14 protein-coding genes and 4 tRNA genes are annotated in these 15,517 nt (G+C 42.3%); 17 read left to right on the top strand and 1 reads right to left on the bottom strand.

Translation table 11 applies throughout. From position 1 onward, the window contains the following. Positions 1-69: 69 nt before the first annotated feature. From ACLD6A_RS04725 to fdxA, 12 genes are all read left to right on the top strand, one after another. Positions 70-246, top strand: a complete 177-nt coding sequence (locus tag ACLD6A_RS04725) for an FmdB family zinc ribbon protein (RefSeq protein ID WP_029600038.1) — start codon at positions 70-72, stop codon at positions 244-246. 197 nt (positions 247-443) lie between these two features. After that, a complete protein-coding gene (locus tag ACLD6A_RS04720) occupies positions 444-1,184 on the top strand; it encodes a hypothetical protein (protein ID WP_410313797.1) in 741 nt (246 codons plus the stop codon). Between the two features lie 316 nt (positions 1,185-1,500). Then, positions 1,501-2,436, top strand: coding sequence for a hypothetical protein (locus ACLD6A_RS04715; RefSeq protein ID WP_410313727.1), 936 nt, complete (start codon positions 1,501-1,503; stop codon positions 2,434-2,436). A 175-nt stretch (positions 2,437-2,611) separates the two neighbouring features. Beyond that, entirely contained in the window at positions 2,612-2,905 is a 294-nt protein-coding gene (groES, locus tag ACLD6A_RS04710; RefSeq protein WP_004127748.1) for a co-chaperone GroES, read from the top strand. A 136-nt stretch (positions 2,906-3,041) separates the two neighbouring features. Then, positions 3,042-4,139, top strand: coding sequence for a histidinol-phosphate transaminase (gene hisC / locus ACLD6A_RS04705; RefSeq protein ID WP_410313726.1), 1,098 nt, complete (start codon positions 3,042-3,044; stop codon positions 4,137-4,139). Positions 4,140-4,249: 110 nt separating this feature from the next. Next, positions 4,250-4,331: transfer RNA gene (locus ACLD6A_RS04700), tRNA-Tyr, on the top strand. 1 nt (position 4,332) lies between these two features. Continuing rightward, a tRNA-Thr gene (locus ACLD6A_RS04695) sits at positions 4,333-4,404 on the top strand. A 4-nt stretch (positions 4,405-4,408) separates the two neighbouring features. Next, positions 4,409-4,482 (top strand) — tRNA-Met (locus ACLD6A_RS04690). A 53-nt stretch (positions 4,483-4,535) separates the two neighbouring features. Further along, entirely contained in the window at positions 4,536-4,706 is a 171-nt protein-coding gene (gene rpmG / locus ACLD6A_RS04685; protein ID WP_004105548.1) for a 50S ribosomal protein L33, read from the top strand. Positions 4,707-4,830: 124 nt separating this feature from the next. Then, positions 4,831-6,111, top strand: a complete 1,281-nt coding sequence (locus ACLD6A_RS04680; RefSeq protein WP_004134256.1) for an FAD-binding protein — start codon at positions 4,831-4,833, stop codon at positions 6,109-6,111. A 279-nt stretch (positions 6,112-6,390) separates the two neighbouring features. Further along, complete coding sequence (locus tag ACLD6A_RS04675) at positions 6,391-8,019, top strand: APC family permease (RefSeq protein ID WP_410313725.1); 1,629 nt, start codon at positions 6,391-6,393, stop codon at positions 8,017-8,019. 166 nt (positions 8,020-8,185) lie between these two features. Then, the gene (gene fdxA, locus ACLD6A_RS04670; RefSeq protein WP_019260710.1) at positions 8,186-8,518 is read left to right on the top strand and encodes a ferredoxin; all 333 of its coding nucleotides are present in this window, start codon (positions 8,186-8,188) and stop codon (positions 8,516-8,518) included. Between the two features lie 36 nt (positions 8,519-8,554). Here the strand turns inward: fdxA and dinB are convergent, their stop codons facing one another. After that, positions 8,555-9,865: a DNA polymerase IV gene (gene dinB, locus ACLD6A_RS04665; protein ID WP_032837668.1), complete on the bottom strand. Its 1,311-nt coding sequence runs from the start codon at positions 9,863-9,865 to the stop codon at positions 8,555-8,557. Positions 9,866-9,962: 97 nt separating this feature from the next. Between dinB and ACLD6A_RS04660 the strand changes: the two genes are divergently transcribed. From ACLD6A_RS04660 to ACLD6A_RS04640, 5 genes are all read left to right on the top strand, one after another. After that, positions 9,963-10,895 (top strand): EamA family transporter, encoded by a 933-nt coding sequence (locus tag ACLD6A_RS04660; protein ID WP_032837670.1) that lies wholly within the window; start codon positions 9,963-9,965, stop codon positions 10,893-10,895. Between the two features lie 98 nt (positions 10,896-10,993). Next, positions 10,994-11,080: transfer RNA gene (locus ACLD6A_RS04655), tRNA-Ser, on the top strand. Positions 11,081-11,423: 343 nt separating this feature from the next. Then, positions 11,424-14,324 (top strand): peptidase, encoded by a 2,901-nt coding sequence (locus tag ACLD6A_RS04650; protein ID WP_410313724.1) that lies wholly within the window; start codon positions 11,424-11,426, stop codon positions 14,322-14,324. Between the two features lie 196 nt (positions 14,325-14,520). Next, positions 14,521-14,814, top strand: a complete 294-nt coding sequence (locus ACLD6A_RS04645; RefSeq protein ID WP_019260714.1) for a metal-sensitive transcriptional regulator — start codon at positions 14,521-14,523, stop codon at positions 14,812-14,814. Positions 14,815-14,820: 6 nt separating this feature from the next. Next, entirely contained in the window at positions 14,821-15,486 is a 666-nt protein-coding gene (locus ACLD6A_RS04640) for an IMPACT family protein (protein ID WP_410313723.1), read from the top strand. The last annotated feature ends 31 nt before the right edge of the window (positions 15,487-15,517 follow it).

The following is a 15,517-nucleotide window of genomic DNA, read 5'->3' as shown; positions in this document are numbered from 1 at the left end:
GGCGTATAATAGGATATTTGAAGGAACAGTAAGTTTTTGTCTTACATTTGTGAAACTTCGGAGGAACTTTTGCCTACTTATCATTACCGTTGTAAAGAATGCGGATACGATTTTTCTGAACATCAATCATTTTCGGATGAACCTATTACTATTTGCCCTCAGTGCGGCAAAAACACTGTGCGCAAAGTGTATTCTGCTCCTCCAATCAATTTTAAAGGCAAAGGCTTTTACAGAACTGATAAGTAAATAAAAGCACTTTATTTGCGTTTTGCTTACGCTTTATTTGCGCGTTGATAGGTTTTATCCACAACGCGCAATTTTTATTGCGTGACTCTTTTGCTTACGTAAAAATGCATGTTATGAGTACACGTTTTTCTTTATTCTCGGGGTTTCAGCGCTCCGACCGTTCTAGCGCATTGGTTAAAAGACGCCAACATGATTTTGTGCGGAAAATTATTGTTATTTTATGTGCGGCAATCATGTCTTTGCTAGTGGTGTCTACAATTATTGATTCCCAAGCTACGCAAGTAATACCAGTAGCTGCTCGTAATATTCATCAAGGATCTAAAATCCGCGAAACGGATGTTAATTACATTCGAGTTCCGCAGCATTCTGTGTTTCGTTATGCGCTTGCTGGGCGAATAAACTCGCGCAATGCGCTTATTGCAACTTGCGAAATTAAAACTGGTATGCCAATTTTGCAAAATGCTGTAAGTCATGTGCCGGATATTCCTGAAGGCTTTACTTCGATTGCTGTGCATTTATCTAGCACAGATCACACGATAATACCCGGAGAAGAGGTAGATCTTGCTTTTAGTAAGCCTGTTCAAGAAGAGGGTGAAAAGTCGGACGATTCTACAAAAAATGGTGAGAATGCTCAGGAAGTCGGCAGTTCTGCAAGCAAAAGTAGTAAAAATAACGAAAGTAGTAAAAATAGCGAAAGTAGCGACGAAGAATCTGAAGAATCTGAAGAAACTGATATTACGCAGATTGATAGAAGATATGTAGATGTTGTTAATCACGTTATTGTAATGCGAATAGCTAAAAGTCAACAATCTTCTCAAGATCAGCAGAATACTACGACTCTTGCCATGCCTGCTGCAGACGCTTTACGCTTGTTGCAAGCTCAGTCTGTGAACCCTTCACTTGCGATTGTTGCTATGAAGCACGTTAATAACCGTTAGCTATAACACAGCATGTTGTGTGAAGAAAGATTGCATATTCCCACATTTTGGCGACACGCCGACGCGTTTATATTGCTACACATCCTTAGACGTCTTTATATTAATAGATATGGGTTATGAATCGGTTAGCGCACTAATTGTGTTAATCATCCTCGTAGCCTTATGGTTCGGGTGGTTGCCTAAACGCACGGTTAATGGCATGAAGACCATGCTTGAGCATCGCGAGGATAGGTTTTCACCAACACTACATCTTGTAGGTGAGTGGAGTGCTGCGCGCATTTGTGACGGCACAGGTATGTTGGCAAAAGGGGCTTGTATGCAACCGACTCAACGAAAACGAACATTAACTCCTGAACGTATTGCGCGTATTCGTGCTGCAAGACGAGCCGCTATTCGTCGCCGTTGCGTATTGGTTGGTGCTCTTGCTGTTTTAACAGTTCTTGTGTTTATAGTTGGGTGCTCTGGAGCGTTTTCGCCAGCCTTTGTGCTTATTCCAGGAACTATGCTGGCTGCAGTGCTTTATTTCGGTTCTCGTGCAGCTAAGCATGCTCGCGAATGGGAAGCGCGCGTAGCTAAGATGCGTGCTGAATCTTTGGAATCTGTAGATTTAGCGAATGATTCTTTGCACAACAAGTCTTTGAATAGTGAATCTTTGAAACTTGAACCTTCGAAGAAACAGTCTTTGAAGAAACAATCTTTGAAGAGTGAACCTTCAGAATCAGCTGAGCAACATTCTTCTCGAGACGATACCGCAACTTCCGTTATGGAAAAGGGCGAAATTAAAGTTGCGTTAATGCGTGCTCAAGAGGAGCGTAATGCGGCTCTTCTTGCAAGAAGTGAAGCAACTGAAAATGCTGAAAATGCTGAAAATGCTGCTGAAAACGTTCCTGAAAACGCTGCCGAAGATATTTCCGCTATCGAAAATAATCAAGATTTGATTTCATTCTCTCTTGGAAGCGACACAAAGTCTGATTTAAGCAATTCTTCTGTTGTGGCAAAAGCTCCGGAAAGCTTGGAAATCAAGTCAACTAAGCAGGTTGCTAAAGCAATACCTGTGGTTAAGCCTGCTAAATCTAAAGCTGCTAAAAGCGCTAAGACTTCTAAATCTAAGAATGCTAAAAATTCACTAAAGTCAACTTCTTTGCAATTCCACGCAGAAGAGCAAGCAAGTCAAGTAGAAGCTCCGGAAAGCTCTGCAGACTCACTGGGAGTTGCAAATCTGCGCGAAGTTTTAGCTCGTCGCAATGCCTAATTTAAGAATTTTCTAAAAATTTTCTTAAAAGATTAGCACTCGAGTTGTTAGAGTGCTAATTTCGCGGTACTATGAAACACAGAACGTAAGTGCGATTGCAAACGTGATCGTCAGCCTCGTATGTAAAACGCTTGCGTACAAAGTTAGTATCTCTCTTAAGAAAGAGGTGGCGACAGTGTCGATTAAGCTCACACCGTTGGAAGATAAGATTATTGTAAAGCAGGCTCAGGCAGAAACTCAGACTGCTTCTGGATTGTATATTCCAGATAATGCAAAGGAAAAGCCACAGCAGGGCGAAGTTCTTGCGGTTGGTCCTGGTCGTCGTGACGATAAGGGCGAGCGTATTCCTATGGACGTTAAGGTTGGAGACAAGGTTTTGTACTCCAAGTACGGTGGCACTGAAGTGCATTACGATGGCGAGGATTACTTAATCGTGTCTTCTCGCGACGTGCTTGCTATTCTTGGCTAGTCTTTAGCCGGTTGAAACAATAAAACTTACGCTGGAAATGACGCAAATGTCATTCCCAGCGTTTTTTTTTATTGCTGCACGTAAATGTAATACGCTATTGCACAGTTAAGTCGTGCGTGGAGTATTATGGAGAAGTATGACATACAAACACCGTAACATTGTAGATACGATTCCTAGCTACAAGCAGGGAAAGCCAGCTCCTAAATTAGACGGCATTCGTGCGTATAAGATTTCCAGCAATGAGAACCCTTATGAGCCTTTGGAAAGCGTAAAAGAAGCTATTTCAACTCGCGCACTTAATGTAATCAACCGTTACCCAAATATGCGCGGCACGCAAGTTGTTGAAGAGCTCGCTAAGCGCTTTGGAGTGACACCAGACGAAGTAGTGCTTGGTTGCGGTTCTACTGAAGTTATTACGCAGCTTGTTGACTTTGTTGCAGGCCCTGGTGATGAAGTTGTGTACCCTTGGCGAAGCTTTGAAGCGTATCCGATTATTGTGACTGGCGCTGGAGCTAAAAGCGTGCAAGTTCCTAATCTTCCGGATGGTTCTCACGATGTAGATGGAATTATTAACGCAATTAACGAGCGTACGCGCTTAGTTATTTTGAACAATCCTAATAACCCAACTTCTGCATCTCTTAGTGAAGCTGACGCGCGCAAAGTTTTGGACGCTGTTCCAAGCGACGTTCTTGTGCTTATTGACGAAGCTTATGTGCAGTTCAATACTGCAAAAGGCACGGCAGATGGCATGAAGTTGTATCGCGAGTATCCAAATGTGGTTGTGGCACAAACCTTCTCGAAGGCGTATGGCTTAGCTGGTTTGCGTATTGGTTACGGTATTGCTCCTGCAGAGGTTGTAGAGGGCATGCGAAAGGTTGCTGTTCCGTTTGGAGTTTCTCAAATAGCACAGGTTGCAGCTTTGGCATCTTTGGAAGATTTAGCAGTTAAGGAGATGAATGAGCGCGTTGCAGCTCTTGTTTCTGAGCGTGAGCGCATTATTTTGGCTTTGCGCAATCAAGGCTGGAATATTGAGGATGCTTATGCAAACTTCTTCTGGATGCCGTTTGGTGCGGATACTGAGCGTGTAACTGAGCGCTTTGTGGCAGTCGGTTTATCTGTTCGTGCTTTTGCTGGCGAAGGTATTCGTATTAGCATTGGTGAGCGCGAGGCGAATGATCGCGTTCTAACCGTTTGCGAAGATTTAAAAAAAGATGGTTTTTCGCTAAATAACTAGCTTTTTAGCATAAAATTTTGTTTTCGGCGTGTCTTAGACTTGCATTAGTCTCGCACTCGTGGCAAAATAACAAAGTTGCCGTTTGAAGTTCACTTCTTACGGAGACTGCTGGCGGGTTTCCCAAGTGGTCAAAGGGAGCTGACTGTAAATCAGCCGCTTCGTGCTTCAGTGGTTCGAATCCACTACCCGCCACGCCTCGATAGCTCAGTGGTAGAGCACTTCCTTGGTAAGGAAGAGGTCGTGAGTCCGATTCTCACTCGAGGCTCTCTGGCGGGGTAGCTCAGCTGGCTAGAGCGTACGACTCATAATCGTAAGGTCAAGAGTTCGAGTCTCTTCCTCGCTACAACGGCCAGTAGGAGACTGGCTGGCCAACAATGAATTGTAGAGGTGAACGAAATGGCAAGCAAGAGCGCCGACATCCGTCCGGGCATCACAATGGCATGCACGGAGTGCAAGGAGCGTAACTACATCACGACGAAGAATCGTCGTAACACGCCTGATCGTCTTGAGTTGAACAAGTTCTGCCCACGCTGCGGCAAGCACACGCTTCATCGCGAGACTCGCTGAAAATATTCAGCTTGCTGCGTTAATATAGCGTCTTTTTTAGACCTATTTAGATTACGCAGATTTTATACTTATTACCCCGCTTTTTGCGGGGTTTTTGTTATTTAGTGTTGTTAAGATTAAAACTATGACTATGCAAGCATCATCTACTACGTCTACCGCAAATCCAACTTTCGCAGATCTTACAACAATTGGTGTTGGTGGCAAAATTACTCGCTTCGTAGAGCCAAAAACGCGCGTTGCTGTTATTGAAGCTGTTGAAGATGCAGATGAGGCTAATCTTCCGCTGTGTGTAATCGGCGGCGGATCTAATATGCTGGTTTCAGATCTTAACTTTAATGGTGTGGTTGTGCGCGATGCTCGTCGCACTATTAACGTTCTCGATGAAGCAGCACCAGCAGAAGATGGCGTTGATGCCAAAACTGGAGCGAATATTGTACATGTGAATGCAGAGGCGGGCTGCAATTGGGATGATTTTGTAACTCACGCTATTGAGCTCGGTTTAGAGGGCGTGGAAGGTCTTTCTGGAATACCTGGCACTGTTGGCGCTTGTGTGGTTCAAAATATTGGCGCGTATGGCCAGGAAGTTTCTCAAAGCGTTACTTCTGTAGAAGTTTGGGATCGTAAAAATAAAGTAACGCTTGAATTGTCAAAAGATCAGTTGCATTTTGGGTATCGTACTTCTGCTCTTAAACAAAGCATGTACGCTTCTGCAGGAGTTCCAGGCGATTCGTATTTTCCTACTCCTCGTTACGTTGTGCTTTCTGTTACTTTTTGTTTGAAGCATAGTGATACAGGCGTTGTTGCTCATTCGCAATTGGCTCGCGCTTTGAAAGTTGAAGTAGGCGAGCGTATGAAAACTTCGGCAATTCGTCGTGAGGTTTTGCGTGTTAGAGCTTCTAAAGGCATGCTTGAAGATGCTTTGAGATACAAAAATCAGTGGATGTGCGGCACAAAAAGCGCTCAAGGCGTTGATTTTGCTTTGAAATTGCAAAATGAGGATTATGTTACTGGCGAATTTTTGCAAGGGGATGATCCTTATAGCGACCGACATAGCTGTGGAAGTTTCTTTATGAATCCAGTAATGACAAAAGCTGAGGCTGATTTATTGCCTGAGGATGCTCCTCGTTTTGATGCGCTTCTTCCGGACGGCTCTAAAGGTGTAAAAACTTCTGCAGCTTGGCTTATTGATCATGCCGGTTTTCATAAAGGATTTAGGCTTAGTGAAAACGGAGAAGTCTCTGCAGCAGGGCTTTCTTCTTTGCATACTTTAGCGTTGACGAATCGCAATAATGCTTCTTCTAGCGACGTGCTTTCTTTAGCTAAAACTGTTATTGAAGGTGTGCGTAATAAGTTTGGCGTGACGCTTGTACCAGAACCTGTGCTTATAGGTCTTTCTGTAAACTAAAAATTTTACACTTATACAGGTGCTTACACAGAAATATATAAAGTTATTTCGTAAAATTTCGTAAATAATAAAGGAACACACTGTAAAACTACCGTATAAGCAATGTTTTGTGTAATATTTACCTACATTATCCGTATAAAAGTTTTGTTTAATACCATTTATTGTGATTTGGCAGAATTTTATATAGATTAAGTCGCAACAGTTTCGCGCAATTCGTTGATGCGTTGCTAATTGCGTCTAATACCTTTATACCTATACATCGACGAAAGTGCGTTTATTATGCAAATATGGAGAAAAAAGTCTGTTGAACAGACTATCGCAGAGACGATGGATGGTGATCGCCATCTTAAACGTACATTAAATGCGTGGGATCTGGCAGTTATGGGTGTTGCCGTTGCCGTTGGCGCCGGTATTTTCTCTGTCGGTGCTCAGGCTGCAGCATTTCACGCTGGTCCTGCTGTAATTATTAGCTTTATTATTGCAGGTGTTGTGTGCGGTTCTGCTGCAATGTGCTACGCAGAATTTGCTTCTATGATCCCAGTTGCTGGATCTGCTTATACATTCACATACACTACAGTAGGCGAGCTTGTTGCTTGGATTATTGGCTGGGATATGATCCTGGAAATGCTGATGGCAGGCTCAGTAATTGCAAAGTATTGGGGTGTGTATCTTAACGATTTAATGAAGCTTTTCGGCTTGAATATGACCACCAGCTTTAAGCTAGGTGGTTTCTCTATTGACGTAGCTCCAATTATAATCGTTGCATTCTTTACAACTATGCTTGTTCTTGGAACTAAGCTTTCTGCACGTTTCGACGGCGCTTTAACAATCTTGAAGATTGGTATTGTTCTGTTCGTGGTAGTTGTGGGCTTCTTCTACATTAAGGCTTCTAACTTTACGCCATTCGTTCCACCTGCAACTGACGTTGCAAGTGTAAAGGGAATAGAAGTTTCTGGTGTTATGAGCCAGCCTTTGTGGCAGTGGGTAACCGGCATGCAGCCAGCCGTTTATGGCGTTACTGGCATTCTTTCCGGTGCAGCACTCGTGTTCTTCGCATTCATCGGTTTTGACGTTGTGGCAACCACGGCAGAAGAAACCAAGGATCCTCACAAGAACATTCCACGAGGCATTGGCCTTGGTTTGCTTATTGTTACCACTCTTTACATCCTCGTTGCAGTTGTAACAACCGGTATGGTTTCCTACAAGGATTTGGCAAATCAGCCATCTCCTTCGCTTTCCACAAGCTTCGAACTCGTGGGTGCAACTTGGGCTGCAAAGATTATTTCCCTCGGTATTGTTATTGGCTTAACAACCGTTGTTATGGTGCTTTTGCTTGGTCTTACGCGAATTATCTTCGCTGTTAGCCGCGATGGCTTGCTTCCACGTAGCTTCTCCAAGGTGAGTAAGCGTGGTATTCCTGCAAGGCTTCAGATTGTTTCCGGTATTGTTGTGGCAGTTGTTGCTTCCACTCTCGATATTGGCATTCTTTCCGACATGGTTAATATTGGTACGCTTTCTGCATTCCTGCTTGTTTCTGCAGGTGTTCCGATTATGCGTATGCGTAGGCCTGATTTGCACCGTTCGTTCAGCGTTCCGGGCAATCCGTGTCTTCCGATGTTCGCAGCTCTTTCCACATTCTGGCTCATGCTTAACTTGTCTGTATTGACTTGGATTCGTTTTGCAGTGTGGCTGGCAATCGGTTTTGCGGTGTACTTCGGCTACTCCTACCGCAACTCTCTGCTTGGAAGGCAGTTGCGTAAAGCCAAGAAGCTCGGCGTGCCGGTTGAAACCTTGTTTGCTCAAGATGCTGCAGCTGCAGAAAAGGTAGCTGAAGGAGAAACTGAAGAGCAGGCTCGCGCAGAAGCTGAAGCTGAGGTAGCTGCTGCACCTCAGTCAGCATCTGAATAGTTTGCAACTTAACAGTCTGCATCTTAGTAAAATAATCAAAATTAATAGATTATTTAAGTAGCAAGAAGTCGGCATACGGTTAGATTCGCATGCCGACTTTTTGTTATAGACTTTTCAAAAATGTTCTATAATAGAAAAGTTGCATAAAAACAGAAAGGAGGGCATTATGCCATATGTAATTGCAGAGCCTTGCGTAGATGTAAAAGATAAAGCATGTGTAGACGAATGTCCTGTGGACTGTATTTATGAGGGCGATCGCACGCTTTATATTAACCCGAACGAGTGTGTTGATTGCGGAGCTTGCGAGCCAGCTTGCCCAGTAGAGGCTATTTTTTACGAGGATGATTTGCCAGAAGGCTGGGAATGGTATCGAGATGCTGCAGTTGATTATTTCGACAAGCTTGGCGATTTAGGCGGAGCTACAGATGCTGGAGCTTCCGGATGGGATGAAGAGCGCGTTGCGGCACTGCCTCCGCGTGCGGATAAAGCAGGTAATTAGCTATTTGCCGAATTATTGTTTAATGTTGGCGCGAGTTTACAATCCAATGTGAGCTGCATCGTCGCCGTATTTTTTGCGAACAGCATCTAAAGCGTGCTCCGCGTGACGCAATCTAGTATTTTTATTCATTGCAGAAATGCTGTTTTGTGCAGGATTTTTAGATTCGCGCGTATTTTCTTCCAGAATATCGTTTAATGAAGGCTGCAGCGAAACTTTATTTGCTGGCACAAGATTATTCGCTGTAATACCAGCTAAGCGAACTGGGCTTAAAAGCTTTGTGTTGTTGCCGCCAAGAATGTAATTATGAACAGTTGGATTAGCTTTAGAAAGCAAGTCAATAGCGTGCTTGTAAAACTCGTGCGTTGAATCAGTGGCATTTTGCAAAGTAGAAGATCTAGTAACATAATGCAAGTCGCTAAATCGCAGTTTTAGCGTTATAGTTCGCGCCATAAGCTTACGGTTTCGCAAATGCTGAGTTACTTCGCTGCAGCATTGTTGCAGTAATTGTTGAACAGTTTGCTCACTAGTTGTGTCTGAATCTAAAGTTCGCTCAGTTCCAATAGATTTTTCTGGCGCTCTAGGTATTACAGTGCGCTCGTCTATGCCCCTAACAGACTGATATATCATTCTTGCCATGCTTTGCGAGCCTGTTATGCGAGCAAGAGTTTTTTCATCAACATTTTTAAGTGATGTAACAGTAGATAATCCCCAGTCTTCAAGTTTATGTATTAAAGAAGGACCGATTCCTGGTATTGCGCGCAAAGGCATTATTGACACAAAATCTTCATTACATTTTTGCGGAATAAGAAGCATTCCATTAGGTTTTGCGTTAGTTGAAGCCATTTTTGCAATAAGTTTATTGCTGGCAATGCCAACAGAGCACGTAATATGATATTTTTCAAATACTTCTTTTCGTATCCAAGCCCCAATGTTTACAGGCGACTTCCACTGTAATAAAGCCGATTTAACGTTCATGTAGCATTCGTCAACAGAAACTTTTTCGACTTGATTAGTCACACGCAAAAAAATTTCTTCAAAAATACTTTTAGAAACGCTTGAATAGTAGGGTATGTCAACTGGCAAGAAAACTCCCTGCGGGCAAAGAGTTCTAGCCTTAACAACAGGAATTGCGGAATTAACGCCATAAGCGCGAGCTTCGTAGCTTGCTGCAGAAACAACAGCACGATTTCCTGTGCCAATAATAAGAGGCTTTCCTTTAAGATCCGGGTGTCTTGCAACTTCTAAAGAAGCATAAAACGCATCCATATCAACATGAAGTATGTTACAGCCGGAGGTATCGTGACCCCAATCTCGTTTTGCTGCCTGAACTCTCGGTGCTGTACTCATAAATTTATAATAGAACAAACGTTCGATTTTATAGAAAAGAGTAATGTTTTTTGCAAAAAAGCGAATGTCGCCTATATATTCATGTAGGGTTGTTGCTATGAAGCAATTTGTCGTAAATGTATTACACCGCATGCCAGTGTTGTTAATCATAGTTATTGAAGCTGCAATGGTGTATACGGCTACGTCTGTTGCAAAAGTTGCGTTTAGTCAGTTAGACCCACTTTATGCTGTGTGGTATCGCGTTGGTTTTATGACTTTGATGCTACTGGCTTGGCGAAGACCATTTTCGCGCGCAAAACGTAGCTTGTTGCCAAAAACTTTGCGTGAATGGGCTATTGTTATTGCGGTTGGAATTTCTTTAGTTGCTATGAATACCATGTTTTATGTGGCAATTAGCTGCATGCCGGTGGGTGTGGCTGTAACTATAGAATTTATTGGCCCGTTGCTTGTTGCTGTTATTACTGGTCATGAATGGCGTGAAAGAGTGGGTATGGTAATTGCTGTTTGCGGAATTGCTTTACTCGCAAGCGCTTCCATACATAGTGCAGTAAGTCCGCATTTTCTAATCGGTTTATGCGCTATTCTTGTTGGCGGCTTAATGTGGGGATTGTATATTGTTTCCGGACGAAAAATTGCAAAAGCTTCGCATGCTATTGACCGCGTAAGCGTTGCTGCTCTTATTGGCTGGCTTTTGCAATCTACAGTTCTTGCTGTTCCTGCAGTTAAGAATGTTATTTGGCCTAAAGCAGAAGCTACGTGGGCTTCCAGGCCTGGAGGATCCGTTGCTTTGCTTGCGTTGATGCTTGTGATTGCAGTTTGTGCTTCGTTCTTCCCGACTTTGCTGGATCAGGTTTTACTTAAGCGCGTTAGCTCTGCAAAATATTCTGTTATGCAAGCACTGTATCCTGCAATTGCTGTGGTTATTGGAATGGGATTTGGCGAGATTCCAACTCTAAGCGATGTTGCTGGTATAGCTTTGGTTATGTGTGCTGTGGTAGTTACGTTCTCTGGCGACCATAATCCTGTTTAGTGCTTTGATTGATTTTTAAGTGTGTCGTCGGGCTTGTTTACAGTCCGTAAGAGGTGCTATAGTGTCAATCTGTTGCTAATTGTACGCAACAAATAATTGGAGTCATGCCTGAGTGGCCGATAGGGGCACCCTGCTAAGGTGTTAGTCGCGTAAGCGGCTCGAGAGTTCGAATCTCTCTGACTCCGCGGATTACTCCGGACTGCTTTTTGCGGTTCGGAGTTTTTTGTTTTTTAAAAATCTCCACGAGAAAAAATTGGGTAAGCTGCGGGTAAGAGGCGGGTAAGCGGCAAAAATTTAGGCAAGAAATTTAGGCAAGCAATTTAGGCAAGAGATTTAGGCAAAATTGTGGATTTGTGCATAACTTTTATTCAAATCTGACCTTTTAACCACAATACTAAAAAAATATTTACGCAAATCTTTTCTAAAGTCATAGTTGATGTCATGAGCGCTTACTCTAGCGCTCAATGCAAATAGAAAATTATTCTCATAATTCGCTATTTGCTAAGGGTTGGGTTAAAGGAGATTTTTATGGAAACATATTTGGGGAAGCATACTAGTTTTAGTTGTGCAAATAAATTGCGAAACCTCATGAAACAAAAAAATATTCGCAAAATGTTGGCATTGTTTACTTCCGCAGTACTAGTTCCTTCGGTGCTTTGTTCGCAAATTGCTATGGGATCTGTCGATAAATTAACGGGTTATTATTACAAAAAGTCGAATACTGTTGAATGGCTAAGTGAAAGGCTTGCAAGGCTAAGGCTCGGTCCTGTTAGGGATAAGTGGGGAGGCAGAGAGAATTCTATTTTTTGTATGGAATCTTCCGTGTTTGTAGATTACCAAGGCGATATTAAGCAGATGAATGATAAAGATTATCGTATTGCTGCAAATATTATTAAAACGCACGTCAACCATGGCGATGATTTAACTCAGGCTGCTTTGGCGTTTATGATTCATAATCATTTTGATATTAATCAAGATAGATGGAAGGAGGCTGTTGAAAACGGATTTGTAGACGTTGAAACAGAAACTTTGAAAAATAAGGCAGATGAGTTGTGGCAGCAGGGTGTTAAAGAAACTCCGGTTAATGCTGTGATAAAAAATGATTACACTAAGGGCAAGCGCGTTGGTGTAATGCATATTAGTCTGCAAAATTCTAATGGAGATTCTTTAGGTGGAGTTCCTATTAAAGTAAAAGCCTCAAATAATCTTATTAAATTTGCTAACGGGTCTGAATCTTTTGAAGGAAAATCTAAAAAAGAAGGTTTAGATATTACTTGGAACGCGCTTGATGCTGGAAATGCTCGAGTTGAGGTTTCTTTTAACGCTCCAAAAGCTGAACGTTTATTCTCTCCAAATGGTCAAGATGTGATTAGATCTTTTGAAAATACATGGTATCCACAAGATTTTCAGTTTAGTGTAGAAAAAACTTTCCAGCCGTTGCTTAAGTCGAAAATATCAAAGCATGAGCTGCGTGCGGGAGAGCAGGTAGATAGTACTGTAACTAGCGGTGTTGCAGGAAATGATTCTTGGCCAGAAAATGTTCGTCTTCGCGCGCAAGGCTACTATTTTGTAGGTTCTGCTGAAGATATTTTGCATATTCAACAGCGAAATAGTGGTGAATCTGCTAAAGAGTACTTGAATCGCATGCGTTCTATGCCTAATTTGCGTCAAGTTGCTGCGGCAAAAGCTAATTTCTCTAATTCTGGCGAAACTATAACTGCAGTAGCAAAACGTGCTAATGGCGATATTACAGCCTCTGATCTTGATAAAGCAGAAGCTTATAAAGTAAATGATTTAGAAGCAGGATCGTTTGGCACATGGGTTTGGATTATTTCTCGCGATGCTCAGAATAAATCTGACCGAGAGTTTTTGAAAGATGATGTTGTGCAGCTATTTGGTTCTACTGACACTACGGCTGTTCATCAAGCAACTGTAAGTTCAGACATTGTTGCTAAGCAGCAAACTGTTGGGCTTAATACGGAAATTGTTAATGAAATTACTGTAAGAGGTCTTCCTGAAACTTATGGATCTTTTAAGGGGAATAACAGTTACGGCTTTAACGAAGATAAAAAAGCGCATATTCGCGTTTGGTGGGCTGGTGCTGGCACAGAAAATCCTACTAAAAAAGATAACGAAAACTATATGCCTGGATCTAAAGGCGAGCCGTCCGCGCAAGAGCCAAAAGAAGATAGTCATCATCATTTGATTGCTAAGTGGGATGTTCCTGCAGTTAATGGCGTCTACAAGATTGGCAACGGAAATATTACGCTTAGACCTATTGCTGGAACTGATAGGTCTACTGCTGAGCCGAAAGTTTTGGAAAATAACGTGCATATTCGTGCCGATAAGAATAGTGCTTCAGGCTGGTATGTGTTTGTGTACGATTTTCCTGGATCTTCGCGCGCTGTAGCTTATAAATCGGCGTACGACAATTTGTGGAGCCGCACGTATGTGGAACCAACTGCTTTGATTCATCCTGTATCTGTAACAACTAGAGTTAGTGACGATAAAGTGCAGGTTGGAGAAAAGTTCCATGACAATGCTCGTATTACCGGTGACGTTCCAAAGGGAAGCTACGTAGTATTTAGCGCATATGCGTATGGTGACGATAATGCTAACGATAAAGCCAAGTCTTCTTCGCTAAAGTCTGATGCAGAAGGAAAAGGAAAGTCAAAGGCAAAAGCAAAGGCAAAAGCAACTGATGCGCCTCATGATTCACCATCTGCCAACTCTGTAACATCTGCACAAAGCGATGAGATTATGCCTGAATCGCGCGTAAATATTACGGATAAGCAATCTGAAGATAGCAAGAAATCTCCAATTACCGTTAAATCTGCGGATATTACTTTGAATCACGACGGAATTGTTTATTGGAAGGCGGAAGTTTTCGATGCTCAAGGTCATCCTTTAGCTACTCATGTTTTGGGTGTAGAGGGTGAAACTGTGCAGGTAATGGATAATTCTGCGCGCTCTTATGGAGATCAGAATCAGGATGATCAAGCTGATTTTGAGAATCAAGGTGTAAATGGCGAAAACGACAAAAGTGGTAAAGGCGGTGCAGATGGTAAGTCCGATGCAAATTCAAATTATCCAATTGATTTAAAGAATTTTGGTTTTGCGGATGGCAATAATGGGAATAACGCTAAGAGTGGCAAAAGCAATACACAGTCTACTCCAAACAATTTGGATGAATTGTCGGATAACAGATTAGATAAAGATGATAGTGATGAAATAACAAATACGAACCCATCTTCACTGGCTGTTACTGGCGTGTCTGATGCGACTGTAATGCTTCTTGCGCTAACAACGCTAACATTCGCTAGCGGAATGTTCCTAGGACGATTTGTTGCTGTAATTCCTAGACACGGACGCAAATTCGACAACGCGCGTCACGGTTGTGCTCGTCAATTGAAACGTAGATTGGTGTAGTGCTTATTACTAGGAATATGCGGAATTTGGCGCGTTAATCTTATGAATTTTTCAAAAAATATGATTAGCGCGTCAATTTTTTGTTGTAATTGCTTTACAATTTGCGCATAATATGAGTAGTATGTCAACTTGTACTATGTTGAGTATGACGTTATGACATCTAGGTTACTGTGCTTTTATTGAAGAGGGAGCAGCAATGAAAGATTATGATATTGATAAAAATAAACTGTTAGTACGCTTGCACAGAGTGCAGGGTCAGCTTAGCGCTATCAATACTATGATTGAGAAAGATGCTGAATGCAAAGATGTTCTTATGCAACTTTCTGCTGCAACAGCTGCGTTGCATTCTTTAGCTGTGTTGACTGCGCGTGAGCATGTTAATAGTGATATACAGCATGCTGTTGAAACAGGCACGGCTGAAGGCGCAAAACAAGCAATGGAAGATGTTACTGAGATTATTGATCGTTTGCTTCGCTACGAAAAGGCCTAGTATATAGTGCCAGATTCGCATACTGATTCGCACTCTGTTTTGCACACAGTGCAAGAAAATTCTTCTAATCCGGCGCATGATGCGTTTGTTGAGAAAAAGTCAGAATTTATTGGCAATATTTGTCATGTAACAACTCTTGATGAAGCTGTGGATTTTGTGCAGTCGGTTAAAGTTGCGAATCCTAAGGCGCGTCACGTTGCATATGCTGCTATATGCGGAATGTATGGAGCGCAATTATGCGAGCGAATGAGCGATGACGGTGAGCCTGCTGGAACAGCTGGAAAACCAATACTTGATGTTTTACGATCAGCAAATTTAACCGATTGCGTAGTAACAGTAACGCGCTACTTTGGTGGAATTTTACTTGGTTCAGGTGGATTAACGCGCGCTTATGCTAAGTCTGCAAGTATGGCGGTTGCTGCAGCAAAAATCGTAGATATTGTTTCTTGTATTAGCTTCGCTTGCAATCTTAAATATCAGCAATTGCGCATGTTGCAGCATATAGTCAATCAAGTAGAAGGCGTAATTGACAGCGAAAATTATGGAGCTGATATTACTCTAAATATTTCCGTACCAACTTATAAATCGGAAGAATTTCTTTTGCTAGTTAAAAATGCTTTTTCTGGAAGTGTTGTTCCTGAAGTGTTGTGCCGAAAGCAGATGGTACTCTAAGTAATAAGCTAACCGACATAAAGCGTTAAAG

The organism is Gardnerella sp. Marseille-Q9691 (assembly GCF_046507715.1).
GTDB lineage: Bacteria > Actinomycetota > Actinomycetes > Actinomycetales > Bifidobacteriaceae > Bifidobacterium > Bifidobacterium greenwoodii.
Note: the sequence above shows the minus strand (reverse complement) of the source record. Positions and strands in the feature narration are given on the sequence as shown.